The organism is Halothiobacillus sp. (assembly GCF_028710545.1).
GTDB lineage: Bacteria > Pseudomonadota > Gammaproteobacteria > Halothiobacillales > Halothiobacillaceae > Halothiobacillus.
On the sequence record NZ_JAQTTX010000044.1, the window covers coordinates 1 to 21,310 of the forward strand.

The window sequence follows — 21,310 nt, forward strand, 5'->3', positions numbered from 1 at the left end:
CGGAGTAAAAACCGGGCAATGCTGCTTGGAAAGGTCGTCGTTTGTTGTGAAATTTGAGCTGGATTCGGCCACAGGCATGATTCAGTGGCTGAATTCATTGACAATGTCGGGTTATTCGAGCTGCCCTTCATTAGCACTACTGCCCTGCTTCCTCATCCAAGCCTCTGAGATAGGCCAATTTTTCGGCCAGTTTTTCTTCCAGACCCCGCGGCACCGGCTGATACCAGCCCGGCTCCGGCATACCTTCAGGCAGATATACCTCGCCGGCCGCATAGGCATTGGGTTCATCGTGGGCGTAGCGATAGTCATGGCCGTAACCCAATTCCTTCATCAGCTTGGTGGGTGCGTTGCGCAGATGAATCGGCACCTCTCGGCTCTTGTCACGTTTAACAAACGCCATTGCCTGATTGAAGGCGTTGTATCCGGCATTGCTTTTCGGCGCGATGGCAAGGTAGATGACCGCCTGCCCCAGCGCCAGTTCGCCCTCGGGTGAGCCGAGACGTTCATAGGTGGTGGCTGCATCGTTGGCGATTTGCAGGGCACGCGGGTCGGCCAAACCGATGTCTTCCCAAGCCATGCGCACAATACGTCGGGCCAGGTAGCGCGCATCAGCGCCGCCATCGAGCATCCGGCTCAGCCAATACAGTGCCGCATCGGGATGCGAGCCGCGCACGGATTTGTGCAGGGCGGAAATCTGATCGTAGAAGTGCTCGCCGCCCTTGTCGAACCGGCGTGTGCTTTGATTCAGCGCGTTATCGAGAAAAGCCGTGGTGATCTGAGTGCGCTTCGAGGTACTGGCGGCGGTGTTCAATTGCTCCAGCAGGTTGAGCAAGCGACGTGCATCGCCATCAGCCAGCCCAATCACCGCATCGATTGCTTCCGGATCGAACTGCAAATGCCCCAGCGCCTTGTCATGCGCCCGCGTGAACAACAGCCGCAATTCATCGTCCGACAAGGACTTGAGCACATAGACCTGCGCCCGGGAAAGCAAGGCGGAATTGACCTCGAACGAAGGGTTTTCGGTCGTCGCGCCGATCAGCGTGACCAGACCGGATTCCGCATAAGGCAACAGCGCATCCTGCTGCGCCTTGTTGAAGCGGTGAATCTCATCAATAAAGAGCAAGGTAGGATGACCCAGCGCGAGATTGCGCTCGGCTTCATCCATCGCCGCACGGATGTCTCTGACGCCGGAAAATACGGCAGAAAGGGCGATAAACGAGCTATCAAACGCCTTTGCCATCAGGCGGGCGAGCGTGGTTTTACCCACGCCGGGTGGCCCCCACAGAATCATGGAATGCGGTTTGCGGGCTTCGAACGCCAGCCGCAGCGGCTTGCCTTCACCCAACAGATGCGTCTGCCCGATCACCTCATCGGGCGTGTGCGGCCTTAGTGCCTCGGCCAGCGGCGGTGTGGGTTCGGTGTGGAAAAGATCAGACACGTGCGCAATTCTGAAGACAGGGTTTGAATAATATGACAACGTACTGGCTATGCATGATCTTCTCCAGATTATGCATATCTTTAACCGCGGATTTCATGATCACGCTCAAGCACCCAGCACCTTGGATTATTTGCAAACCCAAGATGCTTGTAATAGCCATTCGCCGCGGGCGCAGCGACCAAAATCAGTTTGCACCTCGGGCCTAATTGCGCCTGAGTGAGGCTTTGAAGTTTCTTTCCAACACCTTTTCCCTGATGTACTCGATGAACTGCCAAATCAGAAAGATAGCAAGCGTAGTGGAAATCAGTCATCGAACGCGCCACCCCGATCAGCTGATTGCCAATCCACGCCGTTACCATGAGATTGGCATTCATTACCATACCGGTCATACAGGCTAGATCATCAACAGGACGACGCTCACCAAGTGTTGATTCGTTAAGAAGTTCTATGAATTGATCAACCGATATCGGTGCATTGATTTTATAGACGACATTCACTGTAATCAGGCCTGCTTCCCTAACGGCTGTTCACCACATCCACGCCCTTGGGCGGGACGAACTGGAACAACGCTTCATCAACCTTCTGGTTGACCTCGCGCTGGCTGAACTGGACGGTGGTGCGGTTATCGAGCTTGTCGGTGAACACCATCGCCTTGATGCCCTTGGTATCCATGCCGATTTGCACCTGATTGAAGTCGCTCTTCGCGGAGCGATCCTTCAGGCTGTACCAGTCAAGGCCATCGTTCTTGCCGATACTGCTGACATCAAACGCTTCCTGCAATGGCTGGTTGCCGAGGAAAATGCCAATCGGCGCACCGCGATTGTCGGCCAGCGGGCTGCGCGTCACTTGGGCCAGATCGGGATCGTAAACCCACAACACGCCGTCGTTTGCGATCAGTTTCTGCACGTATGGCTTTTCATAAGCCCAGAAGAAACGGCCCGGACGCGCCAGCACGAAATGGCCGGATGAGGCGGGCTGCTTCTGCCCGCGCACGTTCACCTGCTGCTGGATAAAATCGGCCGAGAAGGTTTTCAGCGTGCGGACAAATTCGGTCAGAGGATGCACATCGGCGACGGCGGTCGACGCACCGAGTGGGTAGGTCTGCGTTTCGGCCGCCTGGGCCACTGAACCCGAGGCACAGATGGCCAGAACGAGGCCGACCAACCCATTTCTCAGCATAAGGTGGCTCAACTTAAAGGGGTGCGACATAAAACCTGCCTGAAAAAATTAAATCCGGGTTTTCAACCAAAAAACGATAGGATCTGAAAGAGGACTCAGGCACGAGGCGGTGGCGGGGCCAGCACTTCGCGCGAGCCATTCGCCTGCAACTGGCCGACAATGCCGTCGTTTTCCATTTCCTCGATCAGACGTGCGGCCCGGTTGTAACCAATCTTGAGCCGGCGCTGTACATAGGAGATGGAAGCCTTGCGGGTTTCCGTCACAATCGCAACGGCCTGATCATAATACTCATCAACCGCCTCACCCGAGGCGGATACCGGCTTCTCGCCCGGCAATACGATTGCCGCCGCGCTTTCCTCTGACAATACCGCATCGATGTAGTTCGGTTCACCCAGTGCTTTGAGCGCTTCGACCACGCGGTGCACTTCATCGTCGCTGACGAATGCGCCGTGGACCCGCATGGGCAGACCAGTGCCTGGGGGCAGATACAACATATCGCCATGGCCCAGCAGATTTTCTGCACCCATCTGGTCGAGAATGGTCCGTGAGTCGATTTTGGAGGAGACCTGAAATGAAATACGGGTCGGAATATTGGCTTTGATCAGGCCGGTGATCACATCCACCGAGGGACGCTGCGTGGCCAGAATCAGGTGAATGCCCGCCGCGCGTGCCTTCTGTGCTAGGCGGGCGATCAATTCTTCGACCTTCTTGCCGACCACCATCATCATATCGGCGAACTCATCGACCACGACGACGATATGCGGCAAGCGTTCGAGCTCCGGTGCGGGCAAATCGGGGTCGAACGCCTCGGCCGGATTGTGGAACGGATCACGCAGCGGCTCGCCTTTTTCAGCCGCTGCAGAAATTTTCTCATTGCAACCCGCAAGATTGCGCACACCCAGCGCAGACATGAGCTTGTAGCGCCGTTCCATTTCGCCCACGGCCCAACGCAGGGCATTGGCTGCTTCTTTCATATCCGTCACGACAGGGGCCAGCAAATGCGGAATCCCTTCATATACGGAAAGTTCAAGCATTTTCGGATCGATCAGGATCAGGCGAACGTCATCGGCGGTGGATTTGTACAGCAGGCTCAGGATCATCGCGTTCACACCGACCGATTTACCTGACCCGGTCGTACCGGCCACCAGCAGATGCGGCATACGCGCAAGATCCGCGGTAACAGAAGCGCCCGCAATATCCTTGCCCAAAGCCATGGTGAGCGGTGATCGACTGTCGCGATAAGATTTCGACTCGATCAGTTCCCGCAGTGCGATGATCTCGCGCACCTTGTTCGGAATCTCAAGACCCACGGTGGATTTGCCCGGAATCACCTCGACCACGCGTACGGAAACGATCGACAGGGCGCGTGCCAAGTCCTTAGCCAGATTGGATATCTGGCTGACCTTCACGCCAGCGGCTGGCTGCAATTCAAAACGGGTGATCACCGGGCCGGGCGTCGCGGCCACGACAGCCACCCGCACACCGAATTCTTCCAGGCGATCCTCGATCAAACGAGACATTGATTCGAGCATTTCCTCGCTGAAGCCCGACTGCCGTTGTGGCGCGAAATCGAGCAAATCCACGATGGGTTTACCGCCCGAAGTACCCAGCACAGGCTGCTGTTTAGCTGCCGCTTTGGCCGCGCGTGCGGGGATTGGTTTTGCCTCAGGAACAACAGGTGCGGGCGAGAATACGTCCAGAACTGGATCGACAGGTGTTGCTTCCTCTTGTTTTTTCTTACGTTTGCGTGCGAACGGCGCCACATAATCGGTCTGCACCGTGGGAATCGGTGACGACTCAGTCTGCTGATCCGATGTTTTACCGACACGATGAACCAAGCCCAATAGCGACTGAATTCCTGAATCCACCCAACGGCCGACCAGTTCGAACAACGCCAGCCACGACAAACCGGAAACGGCAGAAAACGCGATCATCACGAAGCCGAGCATCAATCCGGTTGCACCCAGCACGCCAAGATAACGAACCAAGCCCGCAGCCAGAACCTGCCCGACAACCCCGCCCGAAGAGCCGCTGGCAGCCAAACCGCCGGCGGTTTCCACTGTGGGTTGATGAATGGCAGCCAGCACACTGATGGCAAAAACCGTCAGCACGACACCGCTGATCTGAATCGCAAAGAAGACGTTGATGAGCCGGTCATCCGTACGCAGCCGCACGAACTGGCGCACGGCAAACACCAGCAACATCGGCGGCACGGCATAAGCGCCATACCCCAGCAGAAAACGCGAGAAATCCGCCAGCCAGGCACCGACCAATCCGGCCGCATTATGCACTGTCGATCCTTGTCCTGTGGTGGTAAAACCAGGATCGCTGGGCGAGTAGGTCCACAACGACAGGCCGTAATATCCAACAAGCAGAACCAACCCGAGCAAGACCATGTCGGCCATCATTCTGCGGGGCTGAAACAACACCGTATTTTTCGCTGTATTCATTAAAAACCAGATTTAGTTTCAGTTAATTAGAGCTAATAGCTCAAACTTTGGTTTAAAGATGTCGGCAGTATAACGGATTAAGACGAGCGGCAAAAACCGACCGGAAACTGTGATTTCGACGTGTTCCCGACCAAACAGACAGCAACCACCGTTTGGGGAAGGGTATCCAGGTGAAGTGGGTTATTTGACAATCCGAAGCCGGGAAGTCTTGCCCTTTTTGCCACTCGAGCGAGGTGGGGTCGGATCATCATCGGGCGGACCATCCCCTTCATCCACAGAATCGGCATCCGATGATCTGTTATTCGACACACGATGCAATGCCTGAACCTTGCCCGTATCGGCAAGACTGAGCTTGGGCACGTTGTCCTGGGCGTCATCATCATCCATGAATTCCTCATCCGGCTCCGGCGGGAACTGCGCCCCACTGCCGGAATCCCGATCATAAATACCGATGACAGCACGCATCGGCACAAAAATCGATTCCGCCCTGCCGCCAAAGCGCGCCTCAAAGGCAATGGCCGCACGATCCATCGTGAAGTAACGCACGGCGCTCGGGCTGATATTCAGGTGAATCTGCCCTTCTTCGACATGCGCTTGAGGCACCTGCACCCGCGACACCGTGGCATCGACCACGATGATGGGCACATGCCCCTGATCGACCGTCCAGTCGTACAGGGCGCGGATCAGATAAGGGCGTTTGGAAAGCATCGGCAAACCTTAGTAGCGGTCGCGCATTTCGCGTTCGACTTCGGTCAGACTCATCTGGAAGGTGGGTCGGTCGAACATGCGCTTCATGTAATCGAGCACGGGTTTGGCGCTCGGGCCGGACAATTCGACGCCGTAGACGGGTAAACGCCACAGTAACGCGGACAGGGTCACATCGGTCAGGCTGTACTCATCGCTCATGAAAAACGGCTGGTGACCAAACGCAGGTGCCAGGGCCAGCAGACCTTCGCGCAGGGTTTTGCGGGCACGGGAAACAGTTTTCTCGCCGCGTTCGAACTCGGGCAGCAGGCCGTACCAGTCACGTTCGATGCTGTAGAGCGCGGTGCGCACCTTGGCGCGGCTGACCGGATCGACCGGCATCAAAGGAGGATGCGGGAAACGCTCATCGAGGTATTCCATGATCACGCGCGCATTGGTGACGACAAGGTCACGATCCGCCAGCACGGGCACGGTGCCTTCCGGGCTCAAATCGTGAAAGTCTTCGGGTATTTCACCGACAGAAATATCGATGATATCGGCCGTGAGTTCTTTTTCCGCCAAAACGATACGGGTACGGTGGCAATCCGGGCTTTCCGGATTGGTAAACAAGGTCATGACCGAACGACGATTGACACTCGCCATATGGCGTCTCCTAAAGATTCAAGCGAAATAGATGCAACATGATAGCAAATCGCGCAGATTTAATGGGCAACTGTAGCCGGTCGTCGAGATTTTCCCTGACAGAACGCATGCGCACCGAATTCTATCTTGCGCACCCCGATCCCGGTAACGGCTGCATCGACTTGTCAGAATGCCGGTTGGGCAATCCGGCAGTCATGAGCTGAGAGCAAATCGTCGAACTCGGGGCTGCTTAGAAAACCAAGTTCTTCGGCGCGGGCCGGAGCAATCGGGTCATCCGGGCTAACATTTGCGAAATGGCCGGGATGACACATGATCACCGTGTTTTCTGGCGCCGCGCTCAGCCATTCACCCATCAGATGAGCATAGCCGTTTTGTGATTGGTCGAAACCATAAACCCCGGCGAACGCTGCATTGGTCTTCAGCCCCTGACGCTGCGCTAGCTGCCGCAATGTTTCTGCGCCCAAATGCGCGATCATCCAACCCTTTATGGCCGGTTTGGGTGCCATGATCGGTGCTGTGATGCGCACCCACGGCCGGGCGGCCTCCTCCGCCAGCAAGTCGAGCAGACAATCACGCACCACAGGCAGCTGATGCACGTGCTGATGACCATCCACATAATCCGGCACCCGCCCCAATGCCTGGGTGAAGCGATCCCACTGGGTTCTCAGGCTATCGCGGATGTGATCGCGCGGCAGAAGCCCGGCATAGGCACCGGTTATCAATACAGGCAATGACTGATGCCAAGCGCCGCCGAATCCTTGCGACAGATTCAGGTGCAGCCCCACCTGAACGCCGCCTGCCCCTATTGGAACTTGATCCAGTGCTTTGGCCGAATCGAACCAGCGCGGCAATTGAGTCAGACAGCCGAATCCGCTCAAGCGTCCGCATTCGGCCAGTTCGAGAATGCCCGCATCGACGGCAGGTGACAGGCCAAAATCATCGGCAATCAGGACAATGGAACGCAAAGGATTCTCCACAGACAAAACCGCACGTCATTGTAAACAGATCACGGCAACCGATTGAACATTCAGCGACGAATGTTGGCTGTTTCGGTACCATGCCAACTCGATTCCATTCGTTTGAGTTACATTGCCGATGACCACGCCCGCTGCACCCCACTGGACCGCCCGCCTCGCTCGCTTCGGCCAGTGGCTACTTGAACATCCTGTGTGGCTGTTTGCTCTTTTTGCCTTGTGGTTGGCGGCGACCATTGGTTTACGCCCGTTGTTCGTACCGGATGAAGGCCGTTATGTGGGCGTTGCCCTGTCGATGCTGCATACCGGCGACTGGTTAGTGCCGAAGCTCGATGGGCTGCCCTTTTTCCACAAGCCCCCCTTGTTCTACTGGATCACGGCCACGTCGCTGGCTGTTTTCGGCACGCACGAATGGGCGGCCAGAGCAGCGCCATTTCTGGCGGGCATGGCGTCGGCGATCACCCTGTTCTGGTTTTTGAACCAGTACGCCAGCCGCCGTGCGGCCGGTTTGAGTGTACTGCTGCTGGGCAGCTTTCCGTTGTTTTTCGATGCGGCGCAATTTGCGAGCATGGATATGCTGGTCGGCTCATTGATTGCCATCACCATCCTGCTGCTGGCCCATGTAAGCCAGCAATTGCAGGCAGGCCGGAATGCCAAATGGGTGCTGGTGCTTGCCTACGCCACGGCGGGACTCGGCATGATGACCAAGGGCATGATCGGTTTTGTCCTGCCCGGCATGGTCATAACCTTCTGGCTCCTGTGGAACCGCCGATTCACCCATCTCTACAAGCTGATTTCCCCGCTTGGTCTGGTGGTGTTCCTGGCGATTGTTGCCCCATGGTTTGCGCTGATGGAACTCAAGTTCCCGGGCTTTTTGCACTACACCTTCATCTATCAGCAGTTTGATCGCTACCTCGACAGTAGTTTCAACAATCCGCAGCCGATTTACTTCTACGTTATGGTACTGTTCGGCGGCCTGATTCCCTGGGCGGTCGGTCTGTTCTGGCTGGCCTCTTTCCCGAAAAATCGTCAGCTCATGTCGTTGAAGCGCACCAATCATCTGCTGAGTCTTGGGGTGATCTGGCTCGGCAGCATCCTGCTGTTCTTCTCGATCCCGACCTCAAAACTGATCGGGTATATTTTGCCGACGGTGCCGAGTCTTGCCCTGCTGCTGGCTCTGGCATTCGACAAGGCGCTCACCCACACCGCGAATGAACCGGCCGAGCAGCGCCGTTGGCAGGGGCGTATCGCGTCCATGGCGCTGGTCGGCGCGCTGTTGGGTGTGATGAGCGTTATCATTTTCGCCGTGATCGATCACAAATCGCATAAGGAAATAACCCTGGCGGTGCGCGACCGCATCGCACCCGATGCCGACGTGGTGTTCTACAATTATTACTATTTCAGCGTGCCGTTTTATCTGGATCGCACCCAGCCAGCCCTGGTAACGGGGCCGTGGGATGACCCGAATAATTTCAGATCCGATGGTGCCAATACCGAGCTGTACACGTCAGCGAAGTTCGATCCCGAAGCCGCCAAGCGCATTTTGATTTCCACGGATCAACTTGGCGCCATGGCGACCGAGGCCGAGCAAGGAAAACGCGCACCGGTATGGGTGTTCGTTCAGCGGGATGATGCACAAAAGGCACCGTTGTTTGCAGATCAGCAACCGGTGACGCAAGACAAACGCGCGGCGATTTACTGCTTTGGCTGCACGGCAAACGCCCAGAATCGACTGGACAAGTAGGTCGCTACCGCCACAATGGCGATCACGATGAACAGTGCGACGGTGTACGGCAAGGGCGTCCAGGCTAAAAGGGCCGCATAGAGCAATTCGTTACCGATGAATCCGGTCACCGCCACCAAGGCGAACCGGGGCAGCGCCCGGCGGATCGGATGCGGTTCATCCGCCTTGAAACTGCCGTGACGATGGCCGAAAAAACTCACCCAGAACGCCACGAAGAACCCCGCCGGGTTGGCAAGCAGCGCAGGAATCGACCACTGGCTGACCAATGCCCAGACCACGGCCAGATGCACAGCCGCCGCCGCCACGCCAACCGCAGCGAAGATCACCAGCGATTGCAGACGAACCCAGACAGCCAGCCCTGAAGCCCACAGCGCGCGGACTCTCGAACCCTCAGCCATGTTTGCTATCGGATTCGGTTGAACTCGGCAGGGGCGTGGATGTTTTTGCTTGAGCAAACGGGCTGTTATCGATCTGTTCGTCGACGATATAGCGCGGGCGCTGCTTGACTTCGTCGTACACCCGCCCCAGATACTCCCCAAGAATCCCGATGGAGATCAACTGGATGCCACCGAACAGCATCAATCCGGCGACGATGGTCGTCCAACCGGCGACAGGGCGTTGATCGATGAAATAAGCCAGCGTGACGTAGCCGCCGTAGATCAGTGCCAGCAAAGCGAGAATCAGGCCGAATACACTCCACAACCGCAAAGGCACATTGGAGAAGGCCGTCAGCCCGGTCAAAGCCAGATTCAGCAACCGCCGGCCCGAAAAATGACTTTTGCCGTGCAGCCGCGGTTCGGGCGTATACGGCAGGGCCTGTGTGCGAAAGCCGACCCACGCGTACAACCCCTTCATGAACCGGTTACGCTCGGGCAGAGCGCGCAGGGCAGCGACCACCTTGGCATCGAGCAGCCGAAAATCGCCTGCATCTTCCGGCACCTGAACGGACGAACCGAAATTGATCAACCAGTACAACAGCCCAGAACCCCAGCGCTTCCAGAACGGTTCGTCGTCCCGGTTTTCCCGCACGAAATAGACCATCTGCGCACCCTCGCGCCAGGCGGCCAGCATTTGCGGCATCAACGCGACCGGGTGTTGCAGATCCGCGTCCAGCATGAAGCAGACATCGCCCCGTACCCGATCAAGCCCCGCGCTCAACGCCGCTTCCTTGCCGAAATTGCGCGAGAAATGCAGCACAACCAAACCCGGCTTATCGGCATATTCGGCCAACACCTCACGCGTCCGATCTCGACTGCCATCGTCGACCACGATGATTTCCCAGTGATCGGACAACGCGCTCAACTGCATGCTCAATTGGGTCAGCAGGTTCGGCAGGTTGTCCGCTTCATTGAAAGCAGGCACCACACAGGAAATACGCACGGAACGATCATTCATTCTTCTTCAACCGGAACGAAACAAAGCGCAAGAATACACTTAACCGATCAAGGTCAGCCAACACCCGCAATGCAAACGTAGTGAATACAGGGGCAGATGTAAGCCAGAAAGTGCCGGAGAAAGTAGTTCAAGGAGTGTATTAATGGCGGATCGATCCGCACAGGAGCTACACTCAAAGGATCAACGCAACCGAGGAGCAACATCATCATGCGTGAACATTACGGTCGCGAACCCGATATCGATCGCAAAAGCCTGGTCATCTGGATGCCTGTCAGCCTCATCGTGGCAGGATTGCTGATCTGGCTGGGTTTAAGCCTGCCGCCTGTGGGCATTTCAAGCAGTGTGCAAGGCATCCCGGCCTCGCCCGAGATCGGCGCCATGGGTTTTACTTATCTTCTGACGTGGGCCGCTTTCGCCTATGGGGTATCCATTTCGACACCGCACAACACGATGACACGCGGCTTGTTGGTTTTGTCACTGATTTCTCCGATCGTCGCCGTTTTGGCGCTCAGTTACGGCATGATCATAGTTGCGCTGCTGCTTGCCATCGCATGGCTTGCGCTGCTCATAACCGCGGCTCTGCGTCTGGCCAAGCAAGAGCCACTGGCCGGACTGATGTTCCTGCCGCTGATTGGCAGCGCAGTTGCCAGCGTACTGCTGCCACTGACTTACTGGTTCATCGGCTAGGGAACCTCTGATTGATATAAGTAGCAAACCTACTAATTTAACCCATAGAGTGCACTCTTACTTAATCGGCATTTTTGCTAAACTGCCCAACAAATTCCACCGACTACACCTCAAGCAAGAGTGACACATGATTACCAAACCGATTGATATCATTCAGGCGTTTGCCGATGGCGTAAACGAAGGCAGTGCTGACAAGCTGATCAGTCTGTATGACGAAAAAGCTGTGCTGATCCCCACCTTCTCCGCCCGCACGCGCAAGACCCCGGCGCAAATTCGCGATTACTTTGAAACGCTCGCGCAAAAGCCGGGACTCGGTTTGGGTCTGCACGACAAAACGGTAAACATCATCCATGTACAGGATGAAGTGTATGCTTTAAGTGGTTTGTATTTATGGCGCTTTTCAGTGGATGACGAAATACTGAATTTCGAGGCACGCTTCAGCTATATCGTGGATTTGAAGCTTCAAAACCCGATTCTGCAACATCACTCGTCGCAGATTCCCCGCACGCTGTAACGCGCGCGCGTCAGGCTTCTTCTTTCGCGGCCCGTTCGCGTCGGGCGGCCTTCGGGTCAGCCAGCAAGGGCCGATAGATTTCAACCCGATCACGCGGCTGCAATCGCTGATTCAGCGCGACCAGTCGCGAGAAAATCCCGATTTTCTGTTTTTTAAGATCGATTTCCGGAAAACGCTCCAGAATGCCGCTGGCCTCAATCGCCGTCTGGGCGGTCGCATCGTCCGGTACATTTACCTTTAAAATCACTTGCTGATCGGGTTTCGCATACGCGACTTCAACCCACATCGAACCTGTTGTGCCGGGCTCGGCTTGCGTCATGATGCCTCACCTTTTTCGATTTTATCGCCGTAGACCGCCACCGCACGGTGCTGAAACGCGTTAATCAGGTTGCGAACGATTTCACGGAATACTGGACCGATCGCCATGTCCAGCAGTTTGCTTGAGAACTCGAACGACATGTTCAGTCGCACCACCGAGCCGCCATCGGGCAGATCGCGGAACGACCAGAATCCATCCAGAGATTTGAAGGGGCCATTGAGCAGGCTCACGATTATTGTCTTGCCGGGTTCATTCTGATTGCGGGTGGTGAATACCTTGCGCAAGGCGCCGACCTTGAGCGTGATGCTGGCATCCATCTCATTGCCCTGAACCCGCAACACCCGCGATGCATCGCACCATGGCAGGAACTCGGGATAGGCCGCCACGTCGTTGACTAGGTGATACATCTGGGCAGCGCTGTAGGGTACTTGAATTTGTCGGGTGATATTTGTCATAAAGGCAGTCGATCTGCTCCGGCTTGAATGATCGCAAGAAGTTCGAAGTGAAGAAATCGTCGTCAACGGCAGTTCCGGGCACGAAATGATACTGCAAAAAACCCTCTCCCGCCGCATCGTTCACCGTGGGAAAACACCCAAATTCGTGCAGCAAAGGGGGAAGTCTGCGAAACTGGCACCTTATCTGAACTGGAAATACGCGCATGTCGAAATCCAAGAAGTCCGCTGGTGAATCCACCATCGCACTCAATAAAAAAGCGAAATTCGATTACTTTCTCAACGACCGATTCGAAGCGGGTATCGCGCTCGAAGGCTGGGAAGTCAAATCCCTGCGCGAAGGCAAAGTGCAGCTGACCGATGCCCACATTCTGCTGAAAAATGGCGAAGCGTTCATGATCGGCGGGCAGATCAACCCGCTGATACAGGCCTCTTCCCACGTTCGCCCGGACAATACCCGGATTCGCAAATTACTACTGCACAAACGGGAAATCGCCCAGCTCATCGGCGCGGTGGAGCGCAAGGGCTTCACCGTGGTGCCCACCGCCATGTACTGGAAAAATGGCCGGGCAAAGCTCGAAATCGCGCTCGCACAAGGCAAGAAGGAACACGACAAACGCGCCACGCTCAAGGATCGGGACTGGGAGCGCGACAAGCAGCGCATTATGCGTACCAGCAGTTGAGCCATCATGCCCGACCGCATCACCGCCGAAATCAATCCCGCCGCTAGACGGTTTTCCTGCGCCGAGAACGCTTGGCGCGCCCATGAATCTGAACTGCGGCATTACATTGCCAAGCAAGTCAGTGATCGGCATCTGGCAGACGATTTGATTCAGGAAGCCTTTCTGCGCGCCATGGTTCAGGGCGCCAAATTTTGCACGCTGGATGATCCCCGAGCCTGGCTGTTCCAGGTGTGCCGCAACCTCTTGGTCGATCACTGGCGCAAACACCGCCATCTGGATCCGTTGCCCGACGATTTCGAATCGACGCATACCAAGGAAACACTACCGGATGAACCACTGGACGACCTGCTCGACTGCATCGAACCGAACCTGCAGCATTTGTCTGCAAGCGATCAGAGCATTATCCGGGCCTGCGATCTGAACCATCAGACCGTTCAGCGCTACGCCGATGAGCAGGGACTGACACTCACCGCCGCCAAATCACGCCTGTTGCGTGCCCGCGCCCGTTTGCGTGAATCGATGGTAGCCCGTTGCGGCGTCCAATTCGATGAAAAACAAGCCATCTGTTGCCGCAGTGATTCCTCCTGCGCCTAAGTTCAAAAAATTAAGCATCCTTTTCGCTCAGTGGATTCAACTCGTAAGACGCTCCCCCTTTGTAAGTAGTAAATGAGGAGGAAAAGGATCAAGTGGCGCGTCAAATTCGCCGATGAAATTCATCTTTTTGTCACTTGGCTTCTGTAGCCTCTGCTTCATTCGTAAAACCGGATGAATAACCATGACGCGCACCACGCTGCACGAACACCCCGAAGCGCTTTTCGCCGCCCTGAGCGATGAAACGCGCCTTCGCATCCTGATGCTGCTCGAATCCGAACGCAGACTCTGTGTGTGCCACCTGCAAAGCCTGCTCGACAAACCACAATCGACCATTTCGCGCCATATCGGCACGTTGAAGGAACAAGATCTCTTGTCGCAAACGCAAAAGGGTACATCGAATCTGTATGCGCTCAATCAGCAAATTCCCTTATGGGTTCGTGAGATTTTGCGCCTGTCGCGCATTAGCTGGTCGCTTAGCAATGAAGGCTTCAGGATGCTCAAACAGGCCCGAGCGCTGTATCAAGAGAACATCGAACTGTTGCAAGACGCGAACCAAACCGACGAGAAAGCCGACCAAAAAACAGGTGAAGCAGCAACGCCCTCGAACAAAGTCTTCAATGTGCTGTTCTTGTGCGTATCCAACAGCGCGCGCTCGATCATGGCCGAAGCACTGCTCAACCGTTGGAGCAACGGCCGCTTCCGCGCCTTTTCTGCCGGTCAGAAGAAGGATTCCAGCGTCAACCCCAACACATTAAAAGCGCTCAAAATGCTTCAATTGCCTACCGAGCAAGCCGCGTCCAAGCACTGGTCGATATTTTTAGAACCGGATGCGCCCAAAATGGATCTGGTGATCACTGTCTGCGACACCCTGTTGAACGAAGCCTGCCCCGCCTGGCCCGGTCGGCCGATCACCGCGCATTGGGGCGTGCCCGATCCGGTGCGCTTGATGGCCGATCATCCCGAACGCGATGCGGTGTCGTTCTTTATCGAAGCCGGCCGCCTACTTGAAACGCGGGTGAAGTTGCTGACCCAACTCCCCGACTACGCCATCGAAAAAATTCGCGCCCGCGATGAACTATCCGCTATTGGTTTAATGAGTGAGTAAATAATGACCATTCGAGTTGCAATCAACGGCTACGGCCGCATGGGACGCCTGGCACTGCGAGCGATGTTTGACCGCCCCGAACTGGGTCTGACTGTGGTGCACATCAACGAAATTGCCGCGGATGCCGCCTGCATGGCGCATCTGACCGAGTTCGATTCCGTGCACGGTCGCTGGCCGCAGGCCATTTCTGCCGATGAAAACAGCATCACGATCAATGGCCAGCGCATCGGCTACACGATGCACAAAACCATCGATCAGCTCGATTGGCGCGCCATCGGTGTGGATCTCGTCATTGAATCGACCGGCAAATGGCGCAGCTTCGAGCAAATCAACACACACGTAACGCAAGGCGCGCCGCGCGTGGTGGTTGCCGCGCCGGTCAAGCACCCGGAGGTGTTGAATGTGGTGATGGGGGTGAACGATCACCGGTTCGATGCCAACAAACACGCCATCGTGACGGCAGCATCCTGCACCACCAACTGCCTCGCGCCGGTCGTTAAAGTTTTGCATGAGGGGCTGGGCATCGTGCGCGGTACCATGACGACAATGCACGATTTGACCAACACTCAAGTCGTTGTCGATAAAGGCGATAAGGACTGGCGCCGCGCGCGTGCCTCGAGCATGTCGCTCTCGCCCACCACCACGGGTTCGGCCAAGGCCATCGGTGAGATTTTCCCCGAATTGAACGGCCAGTTGAACGGTCTGGCCGTGCGGGTGCCGCTGCTCAATGCCTCGCTCACCGATTTTGTCTTCACGCCATCGCGCGCCACCACTGTCGAAGAAGTCAACGCCCTGCTCAAGGCGGGCAGCGACGCCATGCCGGAGATTCTGGGCTTTGAGACCCGCCCATTGGTATCCATAGATTTCGTCAACGACGCCCGCTCTTCGATTGTCGATGCGCCCTCCACGATGGTGATCGACGAGCACATGGTCAAGGTGCTGGCCTGGTACGACAACGAATGGGGCTATGCCAACCGCATGGCAGAACTCGCATCCAAGGTTGGCCCGGCCTGACCCTCACCCATCCGCCACGAGACGCCACATGACTGCTGCCCTGCGCAACTACCTCATCATCACCGGCAACTACTGGGCGTTCACCATCACCGATGGCGCGATCCGCATGTTGGTGGTGTTGCACTTCTATCAGATGGGGTATTCGCCGTTCGCCATTGCGATGCTGTTCATTTTTTATGAAGTGTTCGGCATCGTGACGAACTTTGTCGGCGGCTGGCTCGGCGCGCGTATCGGGCTCAACCGAACCATGCAGGTCGGCACGGCCATGCAGATTGTCGCCCTACTGATGTTGACCGCACCCAACCCCATGCTCACCGTGGTGTATGTGATGGCGGCGCAGGCGCTTTCAGGTATCGCCAAGGATTTGAACAAGATGTCGGCCAAAGCCGGGGTCAAGCTCGTCGCCGGCGCGTCGGACGAGCAGTTGTTCAAATGGGTCGCCTGGATCACCGGCTCGAAAAATGCGCTCAAAGGCATTGGCTTTTTCGTCGGCGCCGCGCTGTTGGCACTGATCGGCTTTCAGGGTGCCAATTTCGCACTCGCCGGGCTGCTGGTGCTGGGGTTAATCGCCACCTTCACCTTGCCATCCGGCCTGGGTGCCATGAAGGAAAAGGCCAAATTCAGCGCCTTGTTTTCGCAGGATGCAGCCATCAACTGGCTGGCCGCCGCACGGATTTTTCTGTTCGGTGCGCGGGATGTGTGGTTTGTCGTCGCCCTGCCCGTCTATTTGGTTTCCATCGGCTGGGATTTTGAATGGGTGGGCGCATACCTCGCCTTGTGGGTAGTGGGCTACGGCATCGTCCAGGCCAGCGCCCCGCGCTTATTGCGTGGGCAGAAAAAACCCGTCGGCGCCGAAACCGCCCTGCTCTGGAGCCTGATCCTCGTCGGCACGCCCTTGCTGATCTGGATCGGCTTTCAGTTCAACCTGCCGCCCGGCTGGTTGATTACGATTGGTCTTGGCGTATTCGGTGCCGTATTTGCCATCAACTCGGCGGTGCATTCGTACCTGATTCTCAACTATTCCTCGCGCGATAAAGCCTCGATGAATGTCGGCTTTTACTACGCCGCCAACGCCGGCGGACGCTTGCTCGGCACGGTGCTATCCGGCTACGCCTATCAAACCATCGGCATTGAAGGCTGCCTGCTGATCTCCACCGGGTTCATTGCCTTGGCTGCGGTGTTTACCTATCAAATGAGCCGGAGTTTGACGGCAAAAACGGCTCAGTGAGCCCTTTTCCACTCAAAGATTGACACTTGAAGCGACACAGTAAGGCAGCTCGAACAAACTTTCGAGCTGCCTTAATATCATTTACATCATAGGTATTTTTCTATATCTAGAATAGAAAATATCGACTGTTATTGATGATATAGACTCGGCATTATGCATTCCACGCGTAAGCCGCTGGGGCATTTCGCGGATAACAGACCCCTTTCTGGAGGAACTCATGGCAGTTAAAAAGTACAACGCTGGTGTTAAAGAATACCGGCAAACCTATTGGATGCCCGAATACACCCCACTGGATACCGATATCCTGGCGTGCTTCAAGATCACCCCACAACCGGGTATTGACCGTGAAGAAGTGGCAGCTGCGGTAGCGGCAGAATCATCAACCGGCACCTGGACCACCGTGTGGACCGACCTTTTGACCGACCTTGACTACTACAAGGGCCGTGCGTACCACATCGAAGACGTACCGGGCGACGACACCTGCTTCTACGCATTCGTTGCCTACCCTATCGACCTCTTTGAAGAGGGTTCGATGGTGAACGTATTGACCTCATTGGTTGGTAACGTATTCGGCTTCAAGGCACTGCGTGCTCTGCGTCTGGAAGATGTTCGCTTCCCGATCGCCTATGTCAAGACCTGCGGCGGCCCACCAAACGGCATTCAGGTCGAGCGCGACAAAATGAACAAGTATGGCCGTCCAATGCTGGGCTGCACCATCAAGCCTAAACTGGGCTTGTCCGCCAAGAATTATGGCCGTGCCGTATACGAAGTGCTTCGCGGTGGTCTGGACTTCGCAAAAGACGACGAGAACGTCAACAGCCAACCATTCATGCGCTGGCGTGATCGCTTCGACTTCGTGATGGAAGGCATCCTGAAGGCTGAAGCTGAAACGGGCGAACGCAAGGGTTCTTACCTGAACGTGACCGCACCGACACCGGAAGAAATGTACAAGCGTGCGGAATATGCCAAAGAAATCGGCGCGCCGATCATCATGCACGACTACCTGACCGGCGGTTTGACCGCGAACACAGGTCTGGCGAACTGGTGCCGTGATAATGGCATGCTGCTGCACATCCACCGCGCGATGCATGCCGTGCTCGACCGTAACCCGCACCACGGCATCCACTTCCGCGTGCTGACCAAGGTTCTGCGTCTGTCTGGTGGTGACCACCTGCACTCCGGTACCGTTGTCGGTAAGTTGGAAGGCGACCGTGAAGCCACGCTGGGCTGGATCGATCTCATGCGCGACGGCTTCATTAAGGAAGATCGTTCACGCGGTATTTTCTTCGATCAGGACTGGGGCTCAATGCCAGGCGTATTCCCGGTTGCATCGGGCGGCATTCACGTATGGCACATGCCGGCGCTCGTGAACATCTTCGGTGACGATTCTGTTCTGCAGTTCGGTGGCGGCACATTGGGTCACCCATGGGGCAACGCTGCTGGCGCGGCTGCAAACCGTGTTGCGCTGGAAGCTTGTGTTGAAGCGCGTAACGAAGGCGTTCAGATCGAGAAAGAAGGCAAGGCCGTTCTGGAGAAAGCTGCCAAGAGCAGCCCGGAACTGAAGATCGCCATGGAAACATGGAAAGAGATCAAGTTTGAATTCGACACCGTCGACAAACTGGACGTTGCCCACAAGTAATGCCATTGCCTGGGTTGGCTTGCACCAACCCAGGTTAGCCACAAATTTCAGGAGTTATTTCCATGAGCGAAATGCAAGACTACAAATCACGTTTGAGCGATCCGGCCAGCCGCAAGTTCGAGACCTTTTCTTACTTGCCCGCGATGAGCGAAGACGAAATCAAAAAACAGGTTCAATACATTGTTGATCAAGGCTGGAACCCGGCGATTGAACACACTGAGCCTGAGCACCTGATGGACTCTTACTGGTACATGTGGAAGCTGCCGATGTTCGGCGAGACCGATGTCGACAAAATCCTCGCCGAAGCGAAAGCTTGCCACAATGCTAACCCGGACAACCACGTTCGTCTGATCGGCTACAACAACTTCACGCAAAGCCAGGGTGCTTCAATGGTGATTTACCGCGGCAAGACCGTGTAATTAGCCAGAGAAGAAAATAATTCAAGCAATTGAATTGGCCCGCCCTCCGGGGCGGGACTTCCGGGAAAATCTTCCTGAACCACTTTTTCTGAACTGTCTGTATAGGGCATGGATAACAGGATCCATTGTTCCCGGGCAACCGTCATCCCCAATACCGACCCTTCAGCAAAAGTGATTCCGCAAACCAACAGGAGAGCCGTCATGTCTGATCTTATGGACCAATACCGTGTGCAAAAGCAGCCCTACTACCGCCCCGTAGCGGACGAAGTAGAACTGTATGAAGCCGCCTACTCCGTGCGGATGCCCATGATGCTCAAGGGCCCGACGGGTTGCGGTAAAACCCGCTTCGTGGAGTACATGGCCTACAAATTGGGCAAGCCACTGATCACCGTGGCCTGCAACGAAGACATGACCGCGTCCGATCTGGTTGGCCGCTTCCTGCTCGATGCACAAGGCACCCGTTGGCAGGATGGCCCACTGGCCATCGCCGCCCGGCATGGCGCCATCTGCTATCTGGACGAGGTGGTCGAAGCACGTCAGGACACCACGGTCGTCATCCACCCGCTCACCGATGCGCGGCGTGAACTGCCGTTGGAAAAGAAAGGCGAATTGATCCACGCCCACCCGGACTTCCAGCTGGTCATTTCCTACAACCCCGGCTACCAGTCTCTGATGAAGGATCTGAAGCAGTCCACCAAACAACGTTTTGGCGCGCTGGATTTCAACTATCCCGAACACGCGACCGAAACCGAAATCGTGGCCCACGAAGGCAATGTTCCTGCTGAAGTGGCAGACAAGCTCGTATCGATCGCAGAACGTGCGCGCAACCTCAAGGGTCATGGTCTGGACGAAGGCATTTCAACCCGGATGCTGATCTACGCGGCGTCATTGATTTCGAAGAATGTCGACCCGGCCTCGGCCTGCCGTGTTGCCTTGGTGCGTCCGATTACCGATGACCCGGATATGCGTGATGCGCTGGATGCGGCGGTATCGACCTACTTCTAATCAAGAAGAATTCGTTCCCTCGGATATCGCTTTACACCTATCCGATACCCAAATCCCGGTTTACGGCGGTGCGGGTCCCTGCCAGTCAGACTGGCCCCGCCTAGCCTCTTTGGAGGAGCATCATGTCCATTCAACTGGATGAGTACGAGGAAGAACTCGGCGCACTTTCCGAGCATTCCCGCGAAATTCTGCAAGCCTCATGGCAGGAAGCGTCACGCGTATTCAGCCCGCGCGGGTTGGATATGTATCTTGGCGGCGCACTGTCTCTGAAGAACCTTGGCCGTGGCCATGAGATGGTGTCTACGTTCATCCAGAACGCGCCGGGCATTGCCCGTACCCTGGGTGAGGACGTTATTCCCGATCTCGTAGAATCGGCCCTGATGATGGCTTCAAAAACGAGCGGAACCGTCATCGAGCTCGTTTTGGCAACAGCCCCCACCGCAGCCGAGCGTCTGGGTGATGCCGAACTGTTCAAAAAATATCTTTTGTTGCTGAACAACCTGGTGGCCACCGCGCCGCGCGGTGTTCGCCCGATGCTGGAGAACCTGGACACCCTGTTCGCGCACCTCACGCTGGGCGGTCTTCGCCGCTGGTCGAGCTGGGGCGCGCAGGTACATCGCACCAACTATGCCGAACAGATTCGCTACTTCGGCCTGGAGTCGAAAGAATCGCTCGCCATGATGCAACAGGAGCGCAAAGGCACCCTGTTCGTCGATGTTCAGCGTCGGATCAACATGTATCTGCGCGCGCTTTGGGCACGCGACTTTTTCATGCGCCCGACTTCGGGCGACTTTGAAAAGCGTGAAGGGTACAAACCCTACATCGAAGATTATCTGCTGCATCTTCCCGACGCCTATGATGATTTCGTCATCGAAGGTCAGGAACCGATTTCCGGGCTCACCCTCTATCGCGCAGCGGCAGCCCATGCGGCTGCACATGTGGTCTACACCCAGCAGCCGATTTCCGCGGAGAACCTGAACAATCTGCAAATGGCGGTGATTTCCGTGTTTGAAGATGCGCGCGTCGAACAGCTGGCCATCAACAAATTTCCGGGCTTGCGCCAAGTTTGGGCCCAATTTCACACCATACCGGCCACACAGGGCAACACGCTCGGGGACTACCTG

22 protein-coding genes and 1 pseudogene are annotated in these 21,310 nt (G+C 56.2%); 12 read left to right on the forward strand and 11 right to left on the reverse strand.

Translation table 11 applies throughout. The features are described 5' to 3' along the window. Positions 1-136: 136 nt before the first annotated feature. The 7 genes from PHD44_RS09500 to PHD44_RS09530 form a co-directional block, all read right to left on the reverse strand. Positions 137-1,438 (reverse strand): replication-associated recombination protein A, encoded by a 1,302-nt coding sequence (locus tag PHD44_RS09500; RefSeq protein ID WP_300190872.1) that lies wholly within the window; start codon positions 1,436-1,438, stop codon positions 137-139. 80 nt (positions 1,439-1,518) lie between these two features. Next, the gene (locus PHD44_RS09505; protein WP_300190875.1) at positions 1,519-1,935 is read right to left on the reverse strand and encodes a GNAT family N-acetyltransferase; all 417 of its coding nucleotides are present in this window, start codon (positions 1,933-1,935) and stop codon (positions 1,519-1,521) included. Between the two features lie 19 nt (positions 1,936-1,954). Beyond that, positions 1,955-2,617, reverse strand: coding sequence for an outer membrane lipoprotein chaperone LolA (gene lolA, locus PHD44_RS09510; protein WP_300190878.1), 663 nt, complete (start codon positions 2,615-2,617; stop codon positions 1,955-1,957). Positions 2,618-2,712: 95 nt separating this feature from the next. Beyond that, the gene (locus PHD44_RS09515; protein ID WP_300190880.1) at positions 2,713-5,067 is read right to left on the reverse strand and encodes a DNA translocase FtsK; all 2,355 of its coding nucleotides are present in this window, start codon (positions 5,065-5,067) and stop codon (positions 2,713-2,715) included. Between the two features lie 180 nt (positions 5,068-5,247). Continuing rightward, positions 5,248-5,775 (reverse strand): ClpXP protease specificity-enhancing factor, encoded by a 528-nt coding sequence (locus PHD44_RS09520; RefSeq protein WP_300190883.1) that lies wholly within the window; start codon positions 5,773-5,775, stop codon positions 5,248-5,250. Between the two features lie 9 nt (positions 5,776-5,784). Continuing rightward, on the reverse strand, positions 5,785-6,414 hold the full coding sequence (locus PHD44_RS09525; RefSeq protein WP_298219687.1) for a glutathione S-transferase N-terminal domain-containing protein: 630 nt from the start codon (positions 6,412-6,414) through the stop codon (positions 5,785-5,787). A gap of 164 nt (positions 6,415-6,578) precedes the next feature. After that, entirely contained in the window at positions 6,579-7,379 is an 801-nt protein-coding gene (locus tag PHD44_RS09530; protein WP_300190886.1) for a ChbG/HpnK family deacetylase, read from the reverse strand. 130 nt (positions 7,380-7,509) lie between these two features. Between PHD44_RS09530 and PHD44_RS09535 the strand changes: the two genes are divergently transcribed. Then, on the forward strand, positions 7,510-9,132 hold the full coding sequence (locus tag PHD44_RS09535; protein WP_300190888.1) for a glycosyltransferase family 39 protein: 1,623 nt from the start codon (positions 7,510-7,512) through the stop codon (positions 9,130-9,132). Here PHD44_RS09535 and PHD44_RS09540 read toward each other — a convergent pair. After that, entirely contained in the window at positions 9,084-9,530 is a 447-nt protein-coding gene (locus PHD44_RS09540) for a GtrA family protein (protein ID WP_300190891.1), read from the reverse strand. The two genes, PHD44_RS09535 and PHD44_RS09540, sit on opposite strands and share 49 nt — an antisense overlap. Beyond that, positions 9,523-10,527: a glycosyltransferase family 2 protein gene (locus PHD44_RS09545; protein ID WP_300190894.1), complete on the reverse strand. Its 1,005-nt coding sequence runs from the start codon at positions 10,525-10,527 to the stop codon at positions 9,523-9,525. The genes PHD44_RS09540 and PHD44_RS09545 overlap by 8 nt, the downstream gene beginning before the upstream one ends. 207 nt (positions 10,528-10,734) lie before the next feature. Between PHD44_RS09545 and PHD44_RS09550 the strand changes: the two genes are divergently transcribed. After that, positions 10,735-11,214: a hypothetical protein gene (locus PHD44_RS09550; RefSeq protein WP_300190897.1), complete on the forward strand. Its 480-nt coding sequence runs from the start codon at positions 10,735-10,737 to the stop codon at positions 11,212-11,214. Between the two features lie 127 nt (positions 11,215-11,341). Beyond that, positions 11,342-11,728, forward strand: a complete 387-nt coding sequence (locus PHD44_RS09555) for a DUF4440 domain-containing protein (protein ID WP_300190900.1) — start codon at positions 11,342-11,344, stop codon at positions 11,726-11,728. 10 nt (positions 11,729-11,738) lie between these two features. Here the strand turns inward: PHD44_RS09555 and PHD44_RS09560 are convergent, their stop codons facing one another. Together PHD44_RS09560 and PHD44_RS09565 are read right to left on the reverse strand one after the other, a co-directional pair. Continuing rightward, entirely contained in the window at positions 11,739-12,047 is a 309-nt protein-coding gene (locus PHD44_RS09560) for an RnfH family protein (RefSeq protein WP_300190903.1), read from the reverse strand. Continuing rightward, positions 12,044-12,502 carry a type II toxin-antitoxin system RatA family toxin gene (locus PHD44_RS09565; protein WP_300190906.1) on the reverse strand — a complete coding sequence of 153 codons (459 nt, stop codon included), beginning with the start codon at positions 12,500-12,502 and terminating at the stop codon, positions 12,044-12,046. The genes PHD44_RS09560 and PHD44_RS09565 overlap by 4 nt, the downstream gene beginning before the upstream one ends. Positions 12,503-12,705: 203 nt before the next feature. On the opposite strand from PHD44_RS09565, the gene smpB reads away from it, so the two are divergent. The 9 genes and pseudogenes from smpB to PHD44_RS09610 form a co-directional block, all read left to right on the forward strand. Further along, positions 12,706-13,182 carry an SsrA-binding protein SmpB gene (gene smpB / locus PHD44_RS09570; protein ID WP_298219750.1) on the forward strand — a complete coding sequence of 159 codons (477 nt, stop codon included), beginning with the start codon at positions 12,706-12,708 and terminating at the stop codon, positions 13,180-13,182. A 6-nt stretch (positions 13,183-13,188) separates the two neighbouring features. After that, the gene (locus PHD44_RS09575; protein ID WP_300190909.1) at positions 13,189-13,776 is read left to right on the forward strand and encodes a sigma-70 family RNA polymerase sigma factor; all 588 of its coding nucleotides are present in this window, start codon (positions 13,189-13,191) and stop codon (positions 13,774-13,776) included. Between the two features lie 181 nt (positions 13,777-13,957). Further along, the gene (locus PHD44_RS09580) at positions 13,958-14,881 is read left to right on the forward strand and encodes a metalloregulator ArsR/SmtB family transcription factor (protein WP_300190912.1); all 924 of its coding nucleotides are present in this window, start codon (positions 13,958-13,960) and stop codon (positions 14,879-14,881) included. A gap of 3 nt (positions 14,882-14,884) precedes the next feature. Then, positions 14,885-15,895, forward strand: coding sequence for an ArsJ-associated glyceraldehyde-3-phosphate dehydrogenase (locus PHD44_RS09585; RefSeq protein ID WP_300190915.1), 1,011 nt, complete (start codon positions 14,885-14,887; stop codon positions 15,893-15,895). A 28-nt stretch (positions 15,896-15,923) separates the two neighbouring features. Continuing rightward, on the forward strand, positions 15,924-17,123 hold the full coding sequence (gene arsJ / locus PHD44_RS09590) for an organoarsenical effux MFS transporter ArsJ (RefSeq protein WP_300190918.1): 1,200 nt from the start codon (positions 15,924-15,926) through the stop codon (positions 17,121-17,123). A gap of 217 nt (positions 17,124-17,340) precedes the next feature. Then, positions 17,341-18,762: a form I ribulose bisphosphate carboxylase large subunit gene (locus PHD44_RS09595; protein WP_300190921.1), complete on the forward strand. Its 1,422-nt coding sequence runs from the start codon at positions 17,341-17,343 to the stop codon at positions 18,760-18,762. Between the two features lie 62 nt (positions 18,763-18,824). Next, positions 18,825-19,181, forward strand: coding sequence for a ribulose bisphosphate carboxylase small subunit (locus PHD44_RS09600; RefSeq protein ID WP_300190924.1), 357 nt, complete (start codon positions 18,825-18,827; stop codon positions 19,179-19,181). A gap of 201 nt (positions 19,182-19,382) precedes the next feature. Further along, positions 19,383-20,186, forward strand: coding sequence for a CbbQ/NirQ/NorQ/GpvN family protein (locus tag PHD44_RS09605; protein ID WP_298219550.1), 804 nt, complete (start codon positions 19,383-19,385; stop codon positions 20,184-20,186). Between the two features lie 122 nt (positions 20,187-20,308). Then, positions 20,309-21,310: pseudogene (locus PHD44_RS09610) on the forward strand (VWA domain-containing protein); the annotation flags it as partial.

Coding starts and splice junctions, on each gene's coding strand:
- PHD44_RS09540 (WP_300190891.1), bottom strand. CDS start 9,530: ATGGCTGAGGGTTCGAGAGTCCGCGCGCTGTGGGCTTCAGGGCTGGCT.
- PHD44_RS09560 (WP_300190903.1), bottom strand. CDS start 12,047: ATGACGCAAGCCGAGCCCGGCACAACAGGTTCGATGTGGGTTGAAGTC.
- PHD44_RS09550 (WP_300190897.1), top strand. CDS start 10,735: ATGCGTGAACATTACGGTCGCGAACCCGATATCGATCGCAAAAGCCTG.
- PHD44_RS09535 (WP_300190888.1), top strand. CDS start 7,510: ATGACCACGCCCGCTGCACCCCACTGGACCGCCCGCCTCGCTCGCTTC.
- PHD44_RS09555 (WP_300190900.1), top strand. CDS start 11,342: ATGATTACCAAACCGATTGATATCATTCAGGCGTTTGCCGATGGCGTA.
- PHD44_RS09545 (WP_300190894.1), bottom strand. CDS start 10,527: ATGAATGATCGTTCCGTGCGTATTTCCTGTGTGGTGCCTGCTTTCAAT.
- PHD44_RS09520 (WP_300190883.1), bottom strand. CDS start 5,775: ATGCTTTCCAAACGCCCTTATCTGATCCGCGCCCTGTACGACTGGACG.
- smpB (WP_298219750.1), top strand. CDS start 12,706: ATGTCGAAATCCAAGAAGTCCGCTGGTGAATCCACCATCGCACTCAAT.
- arsJ (WP_300190918.1), top strand. CDS start 15,924: ATGACTGCTGCCCTGCGCAACTACCTCATCATCACCGGCAACTACTGG.
- PHD44_RS09565 (WP_300190906.1), bottom strand. CDS start 12,502: ATGACAAATATCACCCGACAAATTCAAGTACCCTACAGCGCTGCCCAG.
- PHD44_RS09585 (WP_300190915.1), top strand. CDS start 14,885: ATGACCATTCGAGTTGCAATCAACGGCTACGGCCGCATGGGACGCCTG.
- PHD44_RS09580 (WP_300190912.1), top strand. CDS start 13,958: ATGACGCGCACCACGCTGCACGAACACCCCGAAGCGCTTTTCGCCGCC.
- PHD44_RS09575 (WP_300190909.1), top strand. CDS start 13,189: ATGCCCGACCGCATCACCGCCGAAATCAATCCCGCCGCTAGACGGTTT.
- PHD44_RS09595 (WP_300190921.1), top strand. CDS start 17,341: ATGGCAGTTAAAAAGTACAACGCTGGTGTTAAAGAATACCGGCAAACC.
- PHD44_RS09605 (WP_298219550.1), top strand. CDS start 19,383: ATGTCTGATCTTATGGACCAATACCGTGTGCAAAAGCAGCCCTACTAC.
- lolA (WP_300190878.1), bottom strand. CDS start 2,617: ATGCTGAGAAATGGGTTGGTCGGCCTCGTTCTGGCCATCTGTGCCTCG.
- PHD44_RS09525 (WP_298219687.1), bottom strand. CDS start 6,414: ATGGCGAGTGTCAATCGTCGTTCGGTCATGACCTTGTTTACCAATCCG.
- PHD44_RS09600 (WP_300190924.1), top strand. CDS start 18,825: ATGAGCGAAATGCAAGACTACAAATCACGTTTGAGCGATCCGGCCAGC.
- PHD44_RS09515 (WP_300190880.1), bottom strand. CDS start 5,067: ATGAATACAGCGAAAAATACGGTGTTGTTTCAGCCCCGCAGAATGATG.